This is a genomic window from Streptomyces sp. AM 4-1-1 (genome assembly GCF_029167625.1).
Taxonomy (GTDB): Bacteria; Actinomycetota; Actinomycetes; order Streptomycetales; family Streptomycetaceae; genus Streptomyces.
Genome location: NZ_CP119145.1, coordinates 6,107,464 through 6,129,109 on the forward strand (window position 1 = coordinate 6,107,464; position 21,646 = coordinate 6,129,109).

Below are 21,646 nucleotides of genomic sequence, written 5' to 3' on the forward strand. Positions count from 1 at the left end.
GTGCGGCTGTACTGATGACCGCGCTCCCGAACCTACTGCTCCGCCAGTCCCTTCGCGTCGCGGGCCAGTGCGGTGAGACGCGAGATCGCCCGGAAGTACTTCTTCCGGTAGCCGCCGTTCAGCATCTCGTCGCTGAACAGCTGGTCGAACGGCAGACCGGACGCGAGCACCGGGACCTCCCGGTCGTACAGCCGGTCCGCGAGGACCACCAGCCGCAGCGCCGTCGACTGGTCGGGCACCGGCCGCACATCGGTGAGGCAGACCACCGACACGCCGTCCGTCAGCGCGCCGTACCGGCTCGGGTGGACCCGCGCCAGATGGTCGAGCAGCGAGGGGAAGTCGTCCAGCGACGCGCCCGCCGTGGCGTACGCGGCCCGGGTGACCCGCGCGTCCGAGAACGGCGCCGGGGCCTCGGGCAGCCCCCGGTGCCGGTAGTCCTCGCCGTCGATCCGCAGCGGACGGAAGTGCGCCGAGAGCCCCTGGATCTCGCGGAGGAAGTCGGCGGCGGCGAACCGGCCCTCGCCGAGCTTCCCGGGCAGCGTGTTCGAGGTGGCGGCCAGCGCGACCCCCGCCTCGACCAGCCTGCTGAGCAGCGACGACACCAGCACCGTGTCACCCGGGTCGTCCAGTTCGAACTCGTCGATGCACAGCAGCCGGTGACCGCTCAGGGTCCGTACGGTCTGCTGGAAGCCGAGCGCGCCCACCAGATTGGTCAGCTCCACGAAGGTCCCGAACGCCTTCAGCGACGGCTCCGCCGGGGTGGCGTGCCAGAGCGAGGCGAGCAGGTGCGTCTTGCCGACGCCGTAACCCCCGTCGAGATAGACGCCGCGCGGACCGGCCGGCGCGGACGGCTTCTTGCTCCTGCCGAACCACGACCGCTTGCCGCCGCCACCGGCGTGCGCGCCGCCGAGCCCGGCCGCGAACGCGCTGAGCACGGTCACGGCCTCGCTCTGGCTCGGCTGGTTCGGATCGGGTACGTACGTCGCGAAGCGCACCGAGTCGAAGCGCGGCGGCGGCACCATCTCCGCGACCAGCCGGTCGGCGGGGACGCGCGGCTCACGGGCGCACAGGGACAACGGGGCCGTTTCGGCTATGGGGCTCTGCCCAGGCACGGCGGTGGAGGACGACACAACTCCCCACCATAACGGCCTCCCCGACGTCGGCCTCCCCACGACAGGGAGCGGGCTGCCGGCGCCGTGCGGCCCCGCTCGCTGCGCCGTCACCGGTCGACGACGCTCCGCGGCGACGCCCTTCCGCGCCTCGCCACCGAAGCCGCGGAAGGCCGGTCGCCGCCCGGCCCCTCTCACGGGGGAGGCCGTGAGGGCCGTGCGAGACTGCACCACATGCGACGCCTCTTCCCTGTGACCGACCCGACACGAGCGGCGAGCGGAGCCCCGGCGACCAGCAGCGCCCCGGACGGTGACCGCCGACGGAGCCCGGAGACCCCGGACGGCGACCGCGAGTGGAGCCTCGACGAGCTGGCCGACGCGTACGCGTACCCCGCCACGGACACCCCCTGGCTGCGCGCCAACATGGTCTCCACACTGGACGGCGCCGCCCAGCACGACGGCCGCTCACAGCCGATCTCCTGCGCCGCCGACATGCGGATCTTCGGCACCCTGCGCGGGCTCGCCGACGCCGTCGTGGTCGGCGCGGAGACCGTACGCCTGGAGGGGTACCGCCCCGCCAGGGCCCGGGACGCCTTCGCCGGGCGGCGGGCCGCGGCGGGCCAGGGTCCCGCGCCCGCCGTCGCCGTCGTCAGCGCGAGCCTGGACCTGGACTTCTCGCTGCCGCTCTTCGCCTCGCCGCTGGTCCGCACCCTGGTGGTCACCGGTGCCGGCGCGTCCGCGGACCGCGTCCGGGCCGCCGAGGACGCGGGCGCCCGGGTGGTGATCGCGGGGGACGGCGCGACCGTCGAGCCGGACCGGGCCGTGCGCGAGCTGGCCGGCCTGGGGCTGAAGCGGCTGCTCACCGAGGGCGGCCCGAGGATGCTCGGCCAGTTCGTGGCGGGCGGTGTGCTCGACGAGCTCTGTCTCACCGTCTCCCCGCTGCTGACCGCCGGGGACGCCCAGCGGATCGCGGTCGGCTCGGCCCTGACAGTGCCGGAACGATTCGCCCTGGCCTCCCTGCTGGAGGAGGGCGGCTTCCTCTTCGGCCGCTACCGCAGGGACCACCGGACCGCCGCGCCGGACCGGCCCGGAAGCTGACCATCGGTTCGGAACGATCCGTTCGGACAATTGTTTCTCACAACCAGCACTGAGAAACAGATCCGACAATCGGTTCTGACAACGGTTCCGACAATCAGCGGAATTTCCCGTTCCGGTTAACTTCGGCCGGGCAGACTTACCCGGAGACCCCGTGGGAACACGGGGAAGGATGGTTTCAGCAGCGGTCGTCCACGGTCGGCGACCGTCCACGGTCGATGAAGTTGATGAAGTAGAAGGGCGCCTGCGTGTTCACAAGCGTTTTGATGATCGAGAAGCCCCTCACCTCCGAGGACGTGGAGTTCGTCACCACCCTGCACGGAGAGGAGCAGATCTCGTTCGTCGTACTGATGCAGCCGCGCGGGGACCAGGCGGACGTGCTGCTGCGCGCGATCGACGACGTGGCGCTCGGGGAGCTGAGAGAAGCCGCCCGCGAGCCCGAGGAACCGGAGGGTAAAGAGGCCCGCAAGCCCGCCGAGCTGGCCCTGGAGGGGTCGCTCGCCGCCCTCCGCGACGCGGGCTCGGACGCGGTCGGCCAGGTGATCGAGGAGCACCCCCTGGACAGGCTGAAGTCGGTCGTCGAGGAGGCGCGGGCGGACGAGGTCATCGTGCTGACGGCCCCGCACTACGTGGAGGAGTTCTTCCACCGCGACTGGGCCTCCCGGGCCCGTCACAAGGTCGGCGTACCGGTGCTCAAGCTCTTCGCGCACAGCGAATAGGCTGGGCGGCGATCGCATTCACGTCGCACCTCTGGGGAGACACACGCATGGCACCCGGTATCCCTGCCGCCATGGCACGGCCGCACTTCATCGGCATCGGCGGCGCCGGAATGTCGGGCATCGCGAAGATCCTCGCCCAGCGCGGCGCCCGGGTGGTGGGCAGCGACGCGAAGGAGTCCGCCACCGCCGAGGCCCTGCGGGCGCTGGGGGCGACCGTCCACATCGGTCACGCCGCCGGGCATCTGGCGGACGACGCGACGTGCGTCGTCGTCTCCAGCGCGATCCGCGCCGACAACCCGGAGCTGGCCCGCGCCGCCGAGCTGTCGGTCCCCGTCGTGCACCGCTCCGACGCACTCGCCTCACTGATGACGGGGACCCGCGCCCTCGCCGTCGCCGGTACGCACGGCAAGACGACGACCACCTCGATGCTGGCCGTCGCCCTGTCCGAGCTGGGTCTCGACCCCTCGTACGCCATCGGCGGCGACCTCGCGGGCCCCGGCACCAACGCGGCGCACGGCGGCGGGTACATCTTCGTGGCCGAGGCCGACGAGAGCGACCGCAGCTTCCAGAAGTACGACCCCGAGGTCGCGATCGTCCTCAACGTCGAGCTGGACCACCACGCCAACTACGCCTCGATGGACGAGATCTACGAGTCCTTCGAGACGTTCACCGGCAAGATCGTGCCCGGCGGCACCCTGGTGATCTCCGCCGACCAGCCCGGCGCGGTCGAGCTGACCCGGCGGGTCGCCGACCTCGGGACCTCCGGAGCGCGGAACATCGTCACGTACGGGGAGTCCGCGACGGCCGACGTACGCGTCCGCACGATCACCCCGCGCGGACTGACCAGCGAGGTCACCGTCGCCCTGGGCGGTGAGGACCTCACCTTCACGGTCTCCGTCCCCGGCCGCCACTACGCGCTCAACGCCGTCGCCGCCCTCGCGGCGGGCGCCGCCCTCGGCATCCCGGCGGACGAACTGGCCACGGCCCTCGGCGCGTACACCGGTGTCAAGCGCCGCCTCCAGCTCAAGGGCGAGGCCGCGGGCGTGCAGGTCGTCGACTCGTACGCGCACCACCCCACCGAGATGACCGCCGACCTCGAAGCGATGCGCGGCGCCACGACCGACTCCCGCATCCTGGTCGTCTTCCAGCCCCATCTGTTCTCCCGCACCCAGGAGCTGGGCAAGGAGATGGGCCAGGCCCTCGCCCTCGCGGACGCCTCCGTGGTCCTCGACATCTACCCGGCCCGCGAGGACCCGATCCCCGGCATCACCAGCACCCTGATCATCGACGCGGCACGGGCGTCCGGTGCCGATGTGACCGCCGTGCACGACAAGGCGACGGTCCCGGAGGTGATCGCGGGAATGGCGAAGCCCGGCGATCTCGTTCTCACCATGGGAGCGGGCGACGTCACGGACCTCGGGCCGCGCATCCTGGACCACCTGTCGAGCTGAGGGAGCGATCGTGCCGTACGACATCGAGAAGCCGGACGAGGAATGGCGGGCGGAGCTGTCCCCCGCCGAGTACACGGTGCTGCGCCAGGCGGGCACCGAACCGGCCTTCGTCGGTGAGTACACCGACACGAAGACCGAGGGCGTCTACTCCTGCCGGGCCTGCGGCGCCGAGCTGTTCCGCTCCGACACGAAGTTCGAGTCGCACTGCGGCTGGCCGTCCTTCTACGACCCGAAGGACACCGACGCCGTCGAACTGATCCAGGACCGCAGCCACGGCATGGCCCGCACCGAGGTGCGCTGCGCCCGCTGCGGATCGCACCTCGGGCACGTCTTCGAGGGGGAGGGGTACCCGACCCCGACCGACCAGCGCTACTGCATCAACTCGATCTCGCTGAGGCTGACACCGGACAACGGCTGACGGCCGGACCCCTGGTCACGACGTTCGCGCAGCGGGTCCGCGAACGCGCGGTGCGGCCGGGTGATCGGGGGCGGGCTCATCACGTGCTCCTCGACGTCGTCGGGCCGCTCCTCGGCGCGGGAGAGGGCGCACCGCCTCTCAGCGGCACATGACGGTACGTCATGCACGAGGCTCACGAACAGGAACGAAACCGGACAAGCAAGGCCAAGGGCTCCCGGCACCGGCCCCCTGATCGGACCGGGAACCTGCGGTGGGCGGCCGGTCTCGTTGCCCCCGAGCAGATGGCGCGGTCCCGCTTCCCGGGTGGGGAGGCGGCCCGTCAGTCCTCCTCGGAGGGCTCCGGGCGGAGCTGGGGGTGTACGACTCCGGGAAAGACCCGGGCCCGTACGACCTCCTCGGCCGATCCACCCTGGATCACCGTCTCGGCCACGCCCCACGGGCGGCCGGGGAGGGTGATGGTCAGGGTGTACGAGGCGGAGCAGCCGAGGCAGTCGTAGCGGTCCGCCCAGGTCTCGACCTCGGTGAGGCTGCCCGGGTGCCGCGCCACGTGGCGGTGCCTGGCGTGGCAGCGGTCGCAGGTCTCGCCCGGTTCACAGGTGCCGCCGCAGGGGCACGGCACGTCGAGCGAGGGAGCGGGGCGCCAGCGCTGGGTGAGGACGGCGTCACGGGTGGCGCCCATGTCCTTCATCGCCTTGAGATTGCGCGCGGCGACGTTGTACGACTCGCCGGTCGTCGCCATCCGGTTGCGGATGACGTCCTTGCGCCCGTTGTTGGTCGTCATGTGTGTTCCTCCTGGGGTTCACGCAGCCCGGCAGGAGGCCCACGAGATCGGTACGTACCCACGGTACCTGGCGGCCGGTGGGGCGCCGGCGCGCAGGGGAGAAGGTGTGACGCACCAGGTCGCGCCGGTCCGTCGGGACACGGGCGGGATCACCCGTCGGCGGGGACCACGGGGGCGTCCGCGTCAGCAGGGTCCGGTCCGCCCGGAAGACGGCCGGGGGCCGGTCCCCGAGTCCGGCGAGCGGGCGTCGGACGCTCCTGGTCGGCGACGACTTCGCCCCGGGCCACGAGCCGCCGGTACCGCGCCGCCGGCGGCCTGCGGCAGGATTGAACCGTGCCAACCGAGTCGGACGAGATAGAGCTGAGCGAACACGAACTCCGTGAGATCACGGGCTACGCGGCTGATTGTGCCCGCAGGGTGCTGTGGATCTTCGAGCGGGAGCTTCCCGCCGACCCGCGCCCGCGTGACGCCGTCGACGCGGCGCACACCTTCGCCGGAGGCGGTCGGCGCACGGGCGCCCTGCGGCAGCGCGCGTGGGCTGCGTACAGAGCCGCACGAGAAGCCGCTTCGCCCGGCGCGGCCGACGCGGCACGAGCGGCGAGTCACGCGGCTGCCGCCGCGTACCTTCATCCCAGGGCAAGCGCTCACCAGGTGAAACACATCCTCGGTGCGGCAGCGCACGCTGCACGTGCGGAGGAGCTGGCATCCGGAGAAGGCCGGTGTGACCCGGCCGGGACCCTCGAATGGGCGCGCCGTCACGCACCGGCAGCGGTCATCGCGGTGCTCGGCCGTCTGCCCGCCGCACCTCCGGGAGGCGGGCGCGTGGGGGAGAGCCTGCGCGCTCTCGACGCCGTTCTCCGCGTCCCAAGGACACCGTGAGCGTCCTGACCGTCGTCGACGCGGGCGAAGTCCATGATCGGTAGGTCACCGCATCACTGGTCCCCCGCGTCCGCGGCGGGCGTCTCGGAGTGGGCCGGGGGGAGGGTGAAGACGAAGCGGGTGCCGGGAGTGTGGCCGGTGTCGACGGTGATGGTGCCGCCGTGGTACTCGACGATCTTCTTGCAGAGGGCGAGGCCGATGCCGTTGCCCGGATAGGTGTCACGGCCGTGGAGGCGCTGGAAGATAACGAAGATCCTCTCGGCGTACTCGGGTTCGATGCCGATGCCGTTGTCGGTCACCGCGAACTCCCAGCGAGGACCGCCGTCCGTGCCGTCCGTGACGTCCGCCGACTCACGGGCGCTGAGGTGGACCCGGGGCACGACGCCCGGGGCGCGGAACTTGATGGCGTTGGAGACGAGGTTCTGCAGCAGGACGCCGAGCTGGGTCGGGTCGCCGTGGACCGCGGGGAGGGGGTCATGGGTGAGGACCGCCCCGGTCTCCTCGATCGCCATGCCCAGGGAGTTGGTGGTGCGGCGCAGCACGTCCTCAAGGTCGACGTCGGCGTCCTCGGCGTGCAGGCGTCCGACGCGGGAGAACGTGAGGAGATCGTTGATGAGGGTCTGCATGCGGTTGGCGCCGTCGACCGCGAAGCCGATGTACTGCCTGGCGCGGTCGTCGAGCTGAGCCGCGTAGCGGCGCTCCAGCAGCTGGCAGAAGCTGGCGACCTTGCGCAGCGGCTCCTGGAGGTCGTGGGAGGCCACGTAGGCGAATTGTTCGAGCTCCTCGTTGGAGCGGCGCAACTCCGTCGCCCGTTCGTCCAGCTCGGCCCGCGCGCGGTCGCTGAAGGCCAGCTCCCCGGCCAGGCGCCGGCGCATCTCTTCCACGTCCGTCGCCAGTGCCTTCAGGTCGGCGGGGCCGGACGGGGTGACGGAGTGCTCGAACCGGCCGTCGGCGATCTGCCGGACATCCGTACGCAGCCGGTCCAGCGGCACCTGGACGCCCCGGCGCAGCCCGACGAAGACGAGCGCGATGAGGACGAGGACGACGCACAGGATGGCGGCGAAGACGGTGTTGCGCAGGGTGCGTGCCTCCTCCAGGTCGTGGCGCGCCCTGTCCCGCTCGTCCTCGATGTGGACCTGCTGTTCGCTCAGCGAGGCCCGGAGAGCGTCGAACGCGGCCTTGCCCGACTCGGCGCGCTGCCGGGCGGAGCCGATGGGGTCGGCCGCCGCGCTGACGGGGCGGGCGATCGCGGTCTGCCACCGCTCGGCGTACTCGCGCACCTGGGACAGATCGGCCATTGCCCGCTCGTCGCCCTCGGTCAGACGCACCAGTTCCCCGGCCGCCCTTTTCTCCTGCGCGATGCCGTCCTGGTACGGCTTGAGGAATTCACGCTTCCCCGTCAGGCCGTACCCACGGATGCCCGTCTCCTGATTGACCAGGGCGCTCTCCATCCGGACGGAGGCGATCAGGGCCGGCGACCAGCGGTCGGTGAGCCGTCTGTTGACGTCGGTGGAATGGGCGAGGACCCAGACACCGCACCCGGCCAGGACAAGGAGGACCACCAGCGCTGCCGCGGAACCGGCACTCAGCCAGCCACGGGTGGTCCAGCCGTTCCCGGCCGACCGCGGCGGCGGTGTCACCGGGGCCTGCTGCACGGCGTCGTTCTGCACGTCGGGTCCATCCTCCCTGGCCCCGGCGGAGCACCGGGGCTGCGCCACCCTACCCGCGATGACAACCACGGTTGTCCCCGGGGTGTCTCACCGTCTACGGTGCACCCATGGCAGTGGAGACGAGGATCAGCGCCGAGCAGGAGGAACTGGCCGAACGGGCACGACAGGCCGTCGCCGAGGCCGCCCGGCAGCTTGTCCTCCTCACGCCGGTGGCGGATGCCGACGAGCAGGACCCGGACGAGCCGCGGAGCGACGCACTGGCGTCACTGCGCGCCCTGGCACACCTCGGCCGGGCGGTGGAGGAGTGCGCGGCACTGGCCGCGCGGGCCGCCGCGCTGGAGGGTGCCGGCTATCCGCAACTGGGCAGGGCCTGGGGCGTCAGCCGCCAGGGCGCCCGCAAACGCTGGCCCGGACTCGTCTTCACCGCCCGCCCCGCCTCACGCCCGCTACCTCACCACCAGACCCGGAGTTCGCTCATGAACGGCCTCGTCCCCCGTACGTACACCGTCCTGCTCGTCGAGGACGACATGGCCGACGCCATGCTGATCGAGGAAGCCCTGACCGAGCGTGGCATGGCACGCGGGATCGAGCGGGCCGACGACGGGGTCGCCGCGCTGGAATACCTCCGCGACCCCCGGACCGACCGGCCCGACCTGATCGTGCTCGACCTCAACATGCCCCGCATGAACGGCCGCGAGCTGCTGAACGTCCTCAAGAACGACGACGAACTCTCCAGCATCCCCATCGTCGTGCTGACCACCTCCGCCGCGCCGGACGACATCGACGACGCCTACCGCCAGCACGCCAACGCGTACGTCACCAAACCCGTCAACCTCGACGAGTTCATCGAGACCGTCCAGAGCATCGACTCCTTCTTCCTCGACACCGCGGTGACGCCCCCGGTCCGCTTCGGCGACAGCGGCTGAACGGCAGCCGTACGCGCGCACCGGCACGCCCCGGGGCCCCTCGAAAGGGGCCCCGGTCACGGCTCGCGTCCCGCCGGGCGGTGCTCGACCGGGCGGGTGTCGGCAAGACCGTAAGCGCCGGACCGTGCCTGTCGGACTGAGCGACGTACAGCCGCGACCGCTGCCGTGGGCCCGCCCGTTCGCGGGCCGGGTGTAAGGCGGAGCTGCGGGGCGTGAGGCGGAGCTGCCGGGCATGAGGCGGAGCTGCCGGGTATGAAGCGGAGCCGCCGGGTATGAAGCGGAGCTGCGGAGGCGCTTAAGAAAACCTCGATGGACCTGCGGCCCCCGGTGCGGCAGATTGCTCAGTGACGGTCGAGGGCAGCACGCGCACCGCAACGGCACGCCCTTGCCCCACCGTCTTCTCCACTCTTCCCCGGGCCGCGGGCTGTCCTTGGCATGCCCACGGTCCGGGGTACTCATCGGGCACAGGGAGTCGCGGCCGTGAAGGCACTCGTGAAGCAGAAGGCCGAGCCGGGACTCTGGCTGACGGACGTGCCGGAACCGGAGACCGGGCCCGGCGATGTGCTGATCAAGGTGCTCCGTACCGGCATCTGCGGCACCGACCTGCACATCCGGGCGTACGACGGCTGGGCCCAGCAGGCCATCCGCACCCCGCTCGTCCTGGGGCACGAGTTCGTCGGCGAGGTCGCGTCGATCGGTGCCGACGTCGTCGACATCGAGGTCGGCGACCTCGTCAGCGGCGAGGGGCACCTGGTGTGCGGGAAGTGCCGCAACTGCCTCGCCGGACGGCGCCACCTGTGCCGCTCCACGCTGGGGCTCGGGGTCGGCAGGGACGGCGCGTTCGCCGAGTACGTCGCGCTGCCCGCGTCCAACGTGTGGGTGCACCGGGTCCCCGTCGACCTCGACATCGCCGCGATCTTCGACCCGTTCGGCAACGCCGTGCACACCGCGCTGTCCTTCCCGCTGGTCGGCGAGGACGTCCTCATCACCGGCGCGGGGCCGATCGGCATCATGGCCGCCGCCGTCGCCCGGCACGCGGGCGCCCGCAGTGTCGTCATCACCGATGTCAGCGAGGCCCGGCTGGAGCTGGCCCGCAAGGTCGGTGTCAGCCTGGCCCTGAACGTCGGCGAGGAGACCATCGCCGACGGGCAGCGTCATCTCGGTCTGCGCGAGGGCTTCGACATCGGACTGGAGATGTCCGGCCGGCCCGAGGCCATGCGCGACATGATCGCGAACATGACGCACGGCGGACGGATCGCGATGCTCGGACTGCCGTCCGAGGAGTTCGCCGTCGACTGGGCCCATGTCGTCACCTCCATGATCACGATCAAGGGCATCTACGGCCGTGAGATGTACGAGACGTGGTACGCCATGTCCGTGCTGCTGGAGGGCGGCCTCGACCTCGCCCCCGTGGTCACCGGGCGGTACGGCTACCGCGACTTCGAGGCGGCCTTCGACGACGCCGCGAGCGGTCGCGGCGGCAAGATCATCCTCGACTGGACCTCCTGACCCGGCCGGCCGCCCCGGTCAGGCGTTCGGTCCGCCGACGGACCGTCGGGTCCGTCGGTCTGCCGTCGGTCCGCCGGTCCCTCGTACCGTTCCCGTAACCAGCCCCCTCGTAGCCGGCCCTTCGTATCCGGCGCCCCGCGTCCAGCCCCCGTACCCAGCTGGGAGACACCCCTGATGTTCGACTCCGTACGCGACGACCTGCGCACCACCCTCGACGAGATCCGCGCAGCCGGGCTGCACAAGCCCGAGCGGGTGATCGGCACCCCGCAGTCCGCCACCGTCGCCGTCACCTCCGGCGGCCGGGCCGGTGAGGTGCTGAACTTCTGTGCCAACAACTACCTGGGCCTCGCCGACCACCCCGAGGTCGTCGCCGCCGCCCACGAGGCGCTGGACCGCTGGGGCTACGGGCTGGCGTCCGTCCGCTTCATCTGCGGGACCCAGGAGGTCCACAAGGAGCTGGAGCGACGGCTCTCGGCGTTCCTCGGGCAGGAGGACACGATCCTGTACTCCTCCTGCTTCGACGCCAACGGCGGTGTCTTCGAGACCCTGCTCGGCCCCGAGGACGCCGTCATCTCCGACGCCCTCAACCACGCCTCGATCATCGACGGCATCCGCCTCTCCAAGGCGTCCAGGCTGCGCTACGCCAACCGGGACATGGCCGACCTGGAGCAGCGGCTCAAGGAGGCGTCCGGGGCCCGGCGCCGCCTCGTCGTCACCGACGGCGTCTTCTCGATGGACGGGTACGTCGCCCCGCTGCGCGAGATCTGTGACCTCGCGGACCGCTACGACGCCATGGTGATGGTCGACGACTCGCACGCCGTCGGCTTCGTCGGCCCCGGGGGCCGGGGCACTCCCGAACTGCACGGTGTGATGGACCGGGTCGACATCATCACCGGCACCCTCGGCAAGGCGCTCGGCGGGGCGTCCGGCGGCTATGTCGCGGCCCGCGCCGAGATCGTCGCGCTGCTGCGGCAGCGCTCGCGCCCGTACCTCTTCTCCAACTCCCTCGCCCCGGTGATCGCCGCCGCCTCGCTGAAGGTCATCGACCTGCTGGAGTCCGCGGGGGACCTGCGGGAGCGGCTGAACGCCAACACCGCGCTGTTCCGGTCCCGGATGGCCGAGGAGGGCTTCGACGTCCTGCCCGGCGACCACGCCATCGCCCCCGTGATGATCGGGGACGCGGCGAAGGCAGGCAGGCTGGCGGAGCTGCTGCTGGAACGGGGGGTGTACGTGATCGGGTTCTCGTACCCCGTCGTTCCGCAGGGCCAGGCCCGCATCCGGGTCCAGCTCTCGGCCGCGCACTCCACCGAGGACGTGAACCGGGCGGTGGACGCGTTCGTGGACGCGCGGGCCGCGCTGGGGGAGTAGCGCGGGACGATCACCGGGCCCGGACCCGTACCCGGGGACGATTACCGGACCCGTATCTGTACCGACGGCCCCGGCGGCCCGGGTCGGCGGACCGTCCCCGGGGACGCGCCCGGACACAGGACCCGGCGCGGGGCCCGGCGCGGGACCCGGGCTGGGGACCGCCCGCGACCTGGGAGAATGGGCGCATGATCGATGCACGGCGGTTGCGTATCCTCCGTGCGGTGGCCGACCACCGCACGGTGACCGCGGCCGCCGCCGCGCTGTACCTCACGCCGTCCGCCGTCTCCCAGCAGCTCGCCGCCCTGGAGCAGGAGACCGGGCACCGGCTGGTCGAACGGAGCGCGCGCGGCGCCCGGCTCACCGCCGCCGGGGAGATCCTGCTGACCCACACCAACGCCGTGCTGGCGCAGCTGGAGCGGGCCGAGGCCGAGCTGGCCGCGTACAGCGCGGGAGTGGCCGGGACGGTCACGGTCGCCGCGTTCGCGACGGGCATCGGCCTGGTCCTCGCCCCGGCGATCTCCGAACTGACGCTCACCGCCCCCGGCATCCGGGTCCGCGTCCAGGACGCGGAGGGTGACGCGAGCGTGCCGATGGTGCTGGACCGGCAGGTGGACGTGGCGGTCGCCGTCGAGTACCGGGGCGCTCCGGGCGAGGACGACGAGCGGCTGACCCGGGTGCCGCTGTACTCCGAACCGTTCGACGCGGTGCTGCCGGTGGGCCACCGGCTCGCCGGTCAGGAACAGGTGGCGGTCGCGGACCTGGCGAAGGACCCCTGGATCGGCCCGTACCCGGGCAATCCCTGCCATGACGTGGTCGTCCTGGCCTGCGAGTTCGCCGGATACGAACCCCGGCTCGAACATTCGTCGGACGACTTCCGTGCGGTGGTCTCGCTGGCGGGGGCGGACGCCGGGGTGGCCCTCGTACCCCGGTCGGCCCTGCGCGGCATGGAACTGACCGGGGTGGTCGTACGGCCCGTGGAGGGCAGCGCCCCCACCCGCAGGGTGTTCGCGGCGGTACGCCACGGGGCGGAGGGCCACCCACTGATCCGCCCGGTGCTGGACGCGCTCCTGGCGGCGGCGCAACGGGAAGCGGCCCTGCCGGCGCCGACGTCGCGGGTGGAGCGCTGAGACCTGTGGTCCGGGCCCCGGCGGTCCGGGTTCGGGACCACGGCGGCCCGCCCGGGTGGCGCGCCGGGCCCGTGTCCCGTCCCGACACCCGGACCCCTCGCCCGGTCCGCCACCAAGGGCTGTCCCGCGATCCGTGGTGGATCAGCGTGCGGCGTCAGGTGTGGTGCGTCGCCAGGCGGAGGGGCGTCCGCATACTGGATGTATGGGGACGTTCCGACAACGCCGCGAGGTGCCGTAGCTGTCGTCGCACGCCCACCAGGGATTGGCGGGACAGCCCTTAGCTACCTGTCGCTCAGGCGTTGATCCTGCGGCGGCGGGCCGCCGATGCCGGGAGCAGGGTTCCCGCTGCCGCCGCCACGATCACCGCTCCCGCCAGCACCCCGTACTGGACCGGGGGCATGTACGGCGCCGTGCCCGCCATCGACACCGCGAACGCCGACAGTGGTATCGCCGCCACCACCGTGCCGATCACCAGGCCGGCGACCGCCACCAGACCCGTCTCCAGGAACAGCATCCGCGTCAGTTGCCGACGGCCCGCGCCGACCAGTCGCAGCAGCCGGAGTTCGTCCTTCCGGCCCACCGTGATCAGGGTGAGCGTGCTGACCACGGCCAGCAGTGCGAAGCCGCCGATCACCCCCACCCCGATGATGATCAGCGCGTCGTCCTGCTCCGAGGTCGACAGGCTGGTCCGTACGTCGTCCGGGACCGCCGCCCTCACCCGCACCCCGCTGTACGGGGCGAGCGCCTTCCGCACGGCCTCGGCGGTGTCCGGGCCGGTCGAACCGATCAGGACGCGCTCGTCGCCGGGCGCCGACACATGCCCGGTGAGCGCCGTGCGCGGCAGCATGAACTCGCCCAGGCCCAGGGACCGTTCGTACACCGCGACCACGCGCGGTTCGGTCTCCGTGCCGTCACCGAGGCGCAGTTCGACCGTGTCGCCGATCCCGACCCCGAGACTGTGGGCGCGCTCCTCGCCGACCGCGATCGTGGAGCTTCCGGTCAGGTTCCTCAGATCGCCCGAGGTCACCCGCGGATCGAGAACGCCCGTCAACTGGTCGGCGCTCACGCCGAGTACGGGGAGACGTTCCAGCTTCGGATCGCCCAACTCGCGATGGGCCAGCACGACCGCCGACCGCATCACACTCGTCGCGGCCGCCACCCCGGGTGCCTTGCGTACCGCGGCCACCGCCTCCGCCGGGAACCCGGCGGCCGGGCCCGTCGCCACCAGGTCCGCGCGCAGCGCGGCGGCGGCCTGCCGGTCGGCGGCGCGCTCCAGCGTCGTACCCGCCGCCAGCTGTACGCAGACGAACGCCACCACCAGCACGATCGGTGTGATCGCCGCACCGAGCCGCCTGGTGTGCGCGGTCGCGGTCCGGTCGGCGAGGAACCCGGCGACCCCGCCCAGTCGTCGGACCGGCACGCCCAGCACCCGCATCGCGCCCCGCGCGATCCACGGACCGAGCAGCGCCACCGCGATCACCAGCGAGGCCGCCGCGCCGGACGCGGCGGCGGCCGCCGCCTGACCGCCCTGCGCCGTGGCCACACCGGCCGAACCGATCCCCGCGAACGCCAGCACCGCCCCGGTGATCGTCCGGAACCGGCCGGGGGCGGCGGGCTCGGACGTCCGGGCCGCGCCCAATGCCGCAGCCGGCCGCAGCCGGGTGATCCCCCGGGCCGCGAGCGCCGCGACGGGCCGCGCGACCAGCGCGACCACCAGGACCGCGGCGCCGCCCGCCGCGAACGGCAGCCACACCGGCACCGGCAGCGGCAGCGCGTCCGAGGTCAGCAACGACCGCATCATCAGCCCCAGCGGTACGCATCCGACGCCACCGAGCACCGCGGCGGCGAGTGCCACCCGGGTGACCTCCCGGCCGATCGCCGACTTGATCTGGCGCGGGCTCGCCCCGACCGCGCGCAGCAGGGCCAGCTCGGCCGACCGCTGGTGGATCGCCTGCGAGAGGGTGGACGCGATCACCAGCAGCGCCACCATGACCACGGTGCCTGTCACGGCCGCCAGCAACTGCGCGAGTTCGTTGCGTCCGCCGATCGCGTCCAGCCACTCGGCCTGGCCGCGGCCCGCGCCCGTCAGGACCCGGACGTCGCGCCCGGTGGCGGTGTCCGACGGCAGGGCGTCGCGCAACGCCGAGTTCAACGCGCCACTGGAAACGCCCTGTTCGGCGACGACACCGATCGTGTCGACCGTCCCGGGGTGACCGGCGAGCGCGGTGAGCCGCTGTTCGGTGAAGAAGACTGCGGGAGCGCCCGCGCCCCGGTGGCCGGTGTGCGCGACTCCGCTGACGGTGTACGCGCGCGCCGCGCCGCCGACCTGGAGTCGTACCGGGTCGCCGGGCCGGGTCCCGGCCGGGACCAGCGAGGCGTCCACGACCACCTCCCCTGGGGTTCTCGGCGCCCGCCCCTCGGTCAGTTCGTACGGGGTGAGGACCGCCGAAGGCCAGGAGCGGCCGACCGCGGCCGACCCGTCGTCGCCCAGCGCGACCGGGACCGAATCGTCCACGACCGCGTTCGCGACGCCGTCGACCGCCCGGACCTTCGCCAGCAGGGAGCGGTCGAGCCGGGCGCGTTCCGGCAGGTACGCCGTCACGGTCCTCGGCTCGCTGCCCCACGGTTTCACCGTGTACGTCACCTTCTGGTCGGCCGCCACCACCGCGTCGGCGCCCGCGTAACGGTCCACCGGCGGCTGCGCGAGCAGTACCGAACCGATGACGAACGCGAACGCGCCGAGGAGTGCCGCCGCGGCGGCCGTCGCCGCGAACACCGCGGCCCAGGCCCGGCGTTGGACCCGCAACGACCGCCGGGCGAGAAACGCCGACGCCCGCCGCGAGCCGGCCCGCGCGTCCGCCGTCGGCTCGGCGCCGGACCGCTCGGCCACCGACGGCTTCCGCACGGACGGCCGCCGGCCCGAGGACGGCTGTTCCGAGAATCGCTGTCCCGGGGACGGCTGCTCCGAGGACTGCTGTCCCGCGAATCGCTCCTCCGGGGGCCGCTGTTCCGAAGGCTTCGACGCCGACCGGCGGTCCTTTCCGCCGCGCCGGGCCAGAAGACCTCCGCCACCGTTCCTGCGCGCGCTCATCGCAGCCGACCGCCGTCCATCGTCAGGACGGTGTCCGCCCAGCTCGCCGCCGACGGGTCATGGGTGACCATGACCACCGTACGGCCGTCGACCCGGACCGCGTCCCGCAGCAGACCGAGCACCAGCGCCGCCGACTCCGGGTCCAGGGACGCCGTGGGCTCGTCCGCGAAGATCACATCGGGTTCGGTCACCAGCGCCCGCGCCACCGCGACCCGCTGCTGCTGACCGCCCGAGAGGGTCCCCGGTCCACCGGAACCCCGGCCCGCCAGACCGACCCGCGCCAGCAGGTCCCGGCCGCGCGCCAGCACATCGGCGCCCGCCGGATCGGCCCCGGCGAGCACCAGCGGCAGCACGACGTTCTCCTCGATGCTCAGCGAGGGCACCAGATTCAGCGCGTGCGACTGGAACACGAAGCCGATCCGGTCCCGGCGCAGTCGCGTCAGCGCCGCCTCGCTGAGCGCACCGAGATCGGTGCCGCCGACCCGTACCGTCCCCGCCGTCGGCCGGTCGAGACCCGCCGCGCACTGGAGGAACGTGCTCTTGCCCGACCCCGAAGGTCCCACCACGGCGGTGAAGTTTCCGGCCGGGATCTCGCAGCTGACGGAATCCAGCGCCATCGCCTCCTCACCGCTGCCGCGCCGCCCGTAGCGCCGGCTCACCGACTCCAGGGCGAGCGCCGGGGCCCGTACCGCCGTGACTGTCCGCACCGTTGTGTCCACCGTTCCGTGTTCCTGCCGTCGTACGGCCGTGTCGTCCGTACCGCAGCGCTGTCCGGTCATACTTCCTGACCTGGGTAAACGTTACGAACCACAGGCTCCGCGGACGAGGGTGCGCGGTCCCGGAAGGGGGTACAGCCAGCTCCACCACGAACCGGGGGAGCGCACCACCGCCGACCGGCGGACGACCGCTTAATGTGGCAGATCATGAGCCCCACCCCCGCCCCCACCCCGCTGACCGCCGCCGTCCGGCGGTCCTGGGACGCCTCGTACTACCTCTTCGTCGGCATCCCGGTGGCCCTGTGCACCTATCTGTGCGCGTTCCTGGTGGTCGTGGTGCTGATGTTCGCCGCGTTGGTCATCGGGCTGCCCGCCCTGCCCGAGGCCGCGAAGCTGCTCAGGAGGTTCGCGGAGTTCGAGCGCCGCAGGGCCTCGGCGCGGCTCGGGGTGCCGTTCGCCCCGACCCCGTACCCGCCCCTGGACGAGGGCGGAACGGTCGAGCGGGCCCGACTCGTCCTCACCGACCCCACGACCTGGCGCGACGTCATCTGGCTGCCCGCCCAGACCCTCATGGGCAACGTCCTCGGCTACGCCGCCCTGGTGCTCTGGCCGATCGGGCTGCTCGTCGACGGCGTGGTGCTCTCCGTCGCCCACCTCCTGGACCGGCGGGCCGTCGACGAGTACGGCACACCACCGCCCCGGCGGCAGGGCTGGGTACTGCGCTGGCACCCCGTGCTCGCCGATCTGTCCGCGAACTGGACCCGGTCGCTCCTCAGGCCCACCCACCCCGAAGGACTCGCCGAGCGGATCACCCAGCTGACCGAGAGCCGCGCCGGAGCGGTCGAGGCGCACGGCGCCGAACTCCGCCGCATCGAACGCGACCTGCACGACGGCGCCCAGGCCAGGATCGTCGCCCTGTCCATGCGGATCGGCCTCGCCAAGCAACTGCTCGACCGGGACCCGGACCTGGCCCGCGCCCGCCTCGAAGAGGCCCAGGACGGCGCCGACGCGGCCCTCGCCGAGCTGCGGCACGTGGTGCGCGGCATCCACCCACCGGTCCTGACGGACCGTGGACTCGCGGGCGCCGTACGGGCGTTGGCCGCCGACGTGAGCGTGCCGGTCGAGGTGGAACTGGACGGGATCGAGGACGGGCGGCGGCTGCCCGCCGCGATCGAGGCCGCCGCCTACTTCGTACTCGCCGAAGCACTCACCAACATCAGCAAGCACAGCGGTGCCACGACCGCCACCGTACGGATCGACCGGGCCACCGGCGCACTGCGCGTGGCCATCGGCGACGATGGGCACGGCGGCGCGGACGAACGCGCCGGCAGCGGGCTGGTGGGAATCAGACGGCGGGTCGCCGCCCTGGACGGCACCACCCGGATCAGCAGCCCCGCCGGGGGGCCGACGTACATCGAAGTGGAGCTGCCGTGCGGATCGTGATCGCCGAGGACAACGCCCTGCTGCGGGAGGGCATCATCCTGCTGCTCACCAGCTCCGGCCACGAGGTGGTGGCCGACGCGGCGGCCGGCCCCGAGGTGCTGCCCGCCCTGCTGGAGCACCGCCCGGACATCGCCGTCCTCGACGTACGGCTGCCGCCGACCTTCCGGGACGAGGGGCTGCGCGCCGCGCTCGCCGCCCGCGCCCAACTGCCCGACCTGCCGATCCTGGTCCTGTCGCAGTACGTCGAGGAGACCTACGCCGCCGAACTGCTGGCCCAGGGCGCGCAGGGCATCGGCTATCTGCTGAAGGACCGGGTGGGCCGGGTCGACCAGTTCCTCCAGGCCCTGGACCGGGTGGCGGCGGGCGGCACCGCGCTCGACCCGGAAGTGGTGACCCAACTGCTGACCCGCAAAGCCTCGGCCCGCCCCCTCCAGAGCCTCACGGCCCGCGAACGCGAAGTGCTGGAACACATGGCCCAGGGCAAGGCCAACGCCACCATCGCGGGCGAACTCTTCGTCACCGAACGGGCGGTGAGCAAGCACATCGGCTCCATCTTCGCCAAGCTCGGCCTGGAACCGGACGACGGAACCGTGCACCGCAGGGTGCTCGCGGTGCTGGCCTACCTGGAGGGCAAGGGCGAGCGCTGAGAAGGGCGGGACCGGGGAAGTCCTTCTGTTCACACATGCCACCCCCACCCGATCCACACCCCCCTTCCACCGCCCGGCACAATGCCCCCATGGACGACACGAGCGACCTCGGCGCACTGCCGGACCGGGCCCGCCGCCTCATCACACCCGGCGCCCCCGGCCACCGCCGCGTCCTCGGTATCGCGGGTCCGCCCGGAGCGGGCAAGTCCACCCTGGCCGTCCGGCTCGTCGACGCCCTCGAAGGGCTCGCCGTCCTCGTCCCCATGGACGGCTTCCACCTGGCCCAGGCCGAACTGAGCCGCCTCGGCCGCGGTCACCGCAAGGGCGCTCCCGACACGTTCGACGCCCACGGCTACACCGCGCTGCTCCGCAGACTGCGCGCCCCCGACGAGCCCGGCCCCGTCTACGCCCCCGCGTTCGACCGGTCCCTGGAGGAGCCGATCGCCGGGAGCATCGCCGTACCGCCCGACACACCGCTCGTCATCACGGAGGGCAACTACCTCCTGTACGAGGAGGGCCCCTGGGCCGCCGTACGAGGGTTGCTCGACGAGGTGTGGTTCCTGGCGCCCGACCCCGCCGTACGGACCCGGTGGCTGGTGGACCGGCATGTGCGGTACGGCAAGGACCGTGCCGAAGCGGAACGCTGGGTGGCCGAGTCCGACGAGGCCAACGCCCGGCTTGTCGAGCGGGGCCGGGACCGCGCCGACCTTCTCGTACACCCCGGCCTGTACTGACACACCACTCGCGCCCGGCGGCCCGGACGGGCAGGATGCTGTATGCCGTCGCGCCGCCAGGAGGTCACGTATGCCCAGCCCCAGCCCGAGCCCGACCCCCAGCCCCGGTACGAACCCGAGCCCGAGTCCGACCCTCAGCTCCGGTCCGAGCCCCGGCCCCACCGCCGCGCCCGCGCCCGTGCCGTTCACGACGGAGACCTATCGGGCCAGGATGGACCGCGCCGCGCGGGCCGCCGCCGACGCAGGGCTCGCAGGGCTGCTCATCGCACCGGGGCCCGACCTGGTCCACCTCACCGGCTACCGGCCGACCGCCACCACCGAACGCCTCACCCTCCTCGTCCTCACACCCGGCCAGGAACCCGTCCTCGTCGTCCCGACCCTGGAGGCACCGGACGCCGAACGGGCCGTCGGAGCCCCCGCCCTCACCCTGCGCGACTGGACCGACGGCAAGGACCCGTACGCCGCGACCGCCCCGCTGCTCCAGGGCCGGGGGCGGTACGGAGTCAGCGACAACGCCTGGGCCATGCATCTGCTCGCCCTGCAACAGGCGCTCCCGCACACGACGTACGCCTCCCTCACCGAGGCCCTGCCGATGCTCCGCGCGGTGAAGGACGCCCCCGAACTCGAACGCCTCGCCGCCGCGGGGGCCGCCGCCGACGCCACGTACGGCGAGATCCTGAAGGTCCGCTTCTCCGGGCGCGGGGAGACCGAGGTCGCCGCCGATCTGGCCGGGCTGCTCCTGGAGTTCGGGCACTCGCAGGTCGACTTCACGGTGGTCGGCTCCGGCCCGAACGGCGCCGACCCGCACCACGAGGCGGGCGACCGCACCATCGAGCGGGGCGACATGGTGGTGCTGGACTTCGGCGGGCTCATGCACGGCTACGGCTCCGACACCTCCCGTACGGTCCACGTCGGCGAACCCACCGCCGAGGAACAGCGGGTGCACGACATCGTCCGCGAGGCGCAGGACGCCGGATGCCGCGCGGTCCGGCCCGGGGTCCCGTGCCAGGACGTCGACCGGGCGGCCCGGACGGTCATCGCGGAGGCCGGATACGGCGAACGCTTCATCCACCGCACGGGCCACGGAATCGGCGTCACCACTCATGAGCCGCCGTACATGATCGAGGGCGAGGAACAGCCGCTGGTTCCGGGGATGTGCTTCTCGGTGGAACCGGGGATCTACCTGCCGGGCAGGTTCGGCGTCCGGATCGAGGACATCGTGACGGTCACGGAGGACGGGGGCCGCCGACTGAACGGCACGGCGAGGGAGTTGGCGGTCGTCGAGTAGAGAGGGGAGGGAGCGGAGGGGTGGAGGGAGCGGAGAGGGTGGAGCCTTCGGAGGGCACGGAGGGCACGGAGGGCACGGAGGGCACGGAGGGCACGGAGGGCACGGAGGGTGCGGAGGGCGGGCCGTCTGGACGGGACGGACGGGCGGGTGGCGCTCGCGGGGCACCGGCGGGGAAACGACAGGGGAACGGCTTGGGGGCGGGCGAGTGGCTTCGACGGGGGAGGACGGAGTGGGCGGGTGGTGCCGGTCCGGTACGCGAGGAAGTGCCGTTATGTCGGAATCTCTGCAAGTAAGTAAAAACAAGCTTCCGCCGGTGTAAAGTCCCAGGTCAATTGCTGTGGTCCCCGCGCACGCGGGGGTGGTCCCCCTGGCGGAGGTCATCGCCTGGGACAGGTGGTGTGGTCCCCGCGCACGCGGGGGTGGTCCCCACGTCATGACCACCGGCGGAGCCGTCGATCTGTGGTCCCCGCGCACGCGGGGGTGGTCCCGTCGTCGCTGATGCCGGACTGGCGGAGGACGGGTGGTCCCCGCGCACGCGGGGGTGGTCCCGGGCCGATGAGCGGAAGGACGATCTGGAGGGCGTGGTCCCCGCGCACGCGGGGGTGGTCCCCCATAATGACGCCCATGAGGTATCCAGAGTTCGTGGTCCCCGCGCACGCGGGGGTGGTCCCCCGT

The 21,646-nt window shown here is 72.7% G+C and carries 18 protein-coding genes and 1 CRISPR repeat array (1 of these 19 cut by a window edge); of the genes, 13 read left to right on the forward strand and 5 right to left on the reverse strand.

The annotated features are described in order from the left end of the window. Nucleotides 1–32: 32 nt before the first annotated feature. On the reverse strand, nucleotides 33–1,130 hold the full coding sequence (zapE, locus tag PZB75_RS25765) for a cell division protein ZapE (RefSeq protein ID WP_275537676.1): 1,098 nt from the start codon (nucleotides 1,128–1,130) through the stop codon (nucleotides 33–35). Between the two features lie 213 nt (nucleotides 1,131–1,343). On the opposite strand from zapE, the gene PZB75_RS25770 reads away from it, so the two are divergent. The 4 genes from PZB75_RS25770 (at nucleotide 1,344) to msrB (ending at nucleotide 4,792) form a co-directional block, all read left to right on the forward strand. Next, nucleotides 1,344–2,207, forward strand: coding sequence for a pyrimidine reductase family protein (locus PZB75_RS25770; protein ID WP_275537677.1), 864 nt, complete (start codon nucleotides 1,344–1,346; stop codon nucleotides 2,205–2,207). 263 nt (nucleotides 2,208–2,470) lie between these two features. Further along, the gene (locus PZB75_RS25775; RefSeq protein ID WP_275537678.1) at nucleotides 2,471–2,923 is read left to right on the forward strand and encodes an indole-3-glycerol phosphate synthase; all 453 of its coding nucleotides are present in this window, start codon (nucleotides 2,471–2,473) and stop codon (nucleotides 2,921–2,923) included. A gap of 47 nt (nucleotides 2,924–2,970) precedes the next feature. After that, nucleotides 2,971–4,374 carry a UDP-N-acetylmuramate--L-alanine ligase gene (murC, locus tag PZB75_RS25780; RefSeq protein ID WP_275537679.1) on the forward strand — a complete coding sequence of 468 codons (1,404 nt, stop codon included), beginning with the start codon at nucleotides 2,971–2,973 and terminating at the stop codon, nucleotides 4,372–4,374. A gap of 10 nt (nucleotides 4,375–4,384) precedes the next feature. Beyond that, nucleotides 4,385–4,792, forward strand: a complete 408-nt coding sequence (gene msrB, locus PZB75_RS25785) for a peptide-methionine (R)-S-oxide reductase MsrB (RefSeq protein ID WP_275537680.1) — start codon at nucleotides 4,385–4,387, stop codon at nucleotides 4,790–4,792. Nucleotides 4,793–5,111: 319 nt separating this feature from the next. Here msrB and PZB75_RS25790 read toward each other — a convergent pair whose 3' ends face one another. Beyond that, on the reverse strand, nucleotides 5,112–5,573 hold the full coding sequence (locus tag PZB75_RS25790) for a hypothetical protein (RefSeq protein WP_275537681.1): 462 nt from the start codon (nucleotides 5,571–5,573) through the stop codon (nucleotides 5,112–5,114). 333 nt (nucleotides 5,574–5,906) lie between these two features. Between PZB75_RS25790 and PZB75_RS25795 the strand changes: the two genes are divergently transcribed. After that, nucleotides 5,907–6,452, forward strand: coding sequence for a putative immunity protein (locus PZB75_RS25795; RefSeq protein ID WP_275537682.1), 546 nt, complete (start codon nucleotides 5,907–5,909; stop codon nucleotides 6,450–6,452). A gap of 53 nt (nucleotides 6,453–6,505) precedes the next feature. Here PZB75_RS25795 and PZB75_RS25800 read toward each other — a convergent pair whose 3' ends face one another. Further along, complete coding sequence (locus tag PZB75_RS25800) at nucleotides 6,506–8,122, reverse strand: sensor histidine kinase (protein ID WP_275537683.1); 1,617 nt, start codon at nucleotides 8,120–8,122, stop codon at nucleotides 6,506–6,508. 107 nt (nucleotides 8,123–8,229) lie between these two features. Here PZB75_RS25800 and PZB75_RS25805 point away from each other — a divergent pair, with 107 nt between their 5' ends. The 4 genes from PZB75_RS25805 (at nucleotide 8,230) to PZB75_RS25820 (ending at nucleotide 13,052) form a co-directional block, all read left to right on the forward strand. After that, complete coding sequence (locus tag PZB75_RS25805; protein ID WP_275537684.1) at nucleotides 8,230–9,048, forward strand: response regulator; 819 nt, start codon at nucleotides 8,230–8,232, stop codon at nucleotides 9,046–9,048. A gap of 480 nt (nucleotides 9,049–9,528) precedes the next feature. Continuing rightward, nucleotides 9,529–10,557 carry an L-threonine 3-dehydrogenase gene (gene tdh, locus PZB75_RS25810; protein ID WP_275537685.1) on the forward strand — a complete coding sequence of 343 codons (1,029 nt, stop codon included), beginning with the start codon at nucleotides 9,529–9,531 and terminating at the stop codon, nucleotides 10,555–10,557. 174 nt (nucleotides 10,558–10,731) lie between these two features. Then, complete coding sequence (locus PZB75_RS25815) at nucleotides 10,732–11,925, forward strand: glycine C-acetyltransferase (RefSeq protein ID WP_275537686.1); 1,194 nt, start codon at nucleotides 10,732–10,734, stop codon at nucleotides 11,923–11,925. 185 nt (nucleotides 11,926–12,110) lie between these two features. Then, nucleotides 12,111–13,052, forward strand: coding sequence for a LysR family transcriptional regulator (locus PZB75_RS25820; protein ID WP_275537687.1), 942 nt, complete (start codon nucleotides 12,111–12,113; stop codon nucleotides 13,050–13,052). 292 nt (nucleotides 13,053–13,344) lie between these two features. On the opposite strand, the gene PZB75_RS25825 is transcribed toward PZB75_RS25820, so the two are convergent. Both PZB75_RS25825 and PZB75_RS25830 read right to left on the reverse strand, forming a co-directional pair. Continuing rightward, complete coding sequence (locus PZB75_RS25825) at nucleotides 13,345–15,942, reverse strand: FtsX-like permease family protein (RefSeq protein ID WP_275537688.1); 2,598 nt, start codon at nucleotides 15,940–15,942, stop codon at nucleotides 13,345–13,347. Nucleotides 15,943–16,139: 197 nt separating this feature from the next. Beyond that, the gene (locus tag PZB75_RS25830) at nucleotides 16,140–16,862 is read right to left on the reverse strand and encodes an ABC transporter ATP-binding protein (RefSeq protein WP_275538866.1); all 723 of its coding nucleotides are present in this window, start codon (nucleotides 16,860–16,862) and stop codon (nucleotides 16,140–16,142) included. A gap of 204 nt (nucleotides 16,863–17,066) precedes the next feature. On the opposite strand from PZB75_RS25830, the gene PZB75_RS25835 reads away from it, so the two are divergent. From PZB75_RS25835 to PZB75_RS25850, 4 genes are all read left to right on the forward strand, one after another. Further along, nucleotides 17,067–18,302 carry a sensor histidine kinase gene (locus PZB75_RS25835; protein WP_275537689.1) on the forward strand — a complete coding sequence of 412 codons (1,236 nt, stop codon included), beginning with the start codon at nucleotides 17,067–17,069 and terminating at the stop codon, nucleotides 18,300–18,302. Then, the gene (locus tag PZB75_RS25840) at nucleotides 18,290–18,949 is read left to right on the forward strand and encodes a response regulator transcription factor (RefSeq protein ID WP_275537690.1); all 660 of its coding nucleotides are present in this window, start codon (nucleotides 18,290–18,292) and stop codon (nucleotides 18,947–18,949) included. Before PZB75_RS25835 ends, PZB75_RS25840 begins: the two co-directional genes overlap by 13 nt. Before the next feature lie 89 nt (nucleotides 18,950–19,038). Then, entirely contained in the window at nucleotides 19,039–19,683 is a 645-nt protein-coding gene (locus tag PZB75_RS25845; protein ID WP_275537691.1) for a nucleoside/nucleotide kinase family protein, read from the forward strand. Nucleotides 19,684–19,894: 211 nt separating this feature from the next. Then, complete coding sequence (locus PZB75_RS25850; RefSeq protein WP_275538867.1) at nucleotides 19,895–20,971, forward strand: aminopeptidase P family protein; 1,077 nt, start codon at nucleotides 19,895–19,897, stop codon at nucleotides 20,969–20,971. A 337-nt stretch (nucleotides 20,972–21,308) separates the two neighbouring features. Continuing rightward, nucleotides 21,309–21,646: a CRISPR direct-repeat array (repeat unit 29 nt; unit sequence GTGGTCCCCGCGCACGCGGGGGTGGTCCC) (it continues 362 nt past the right edge of the window).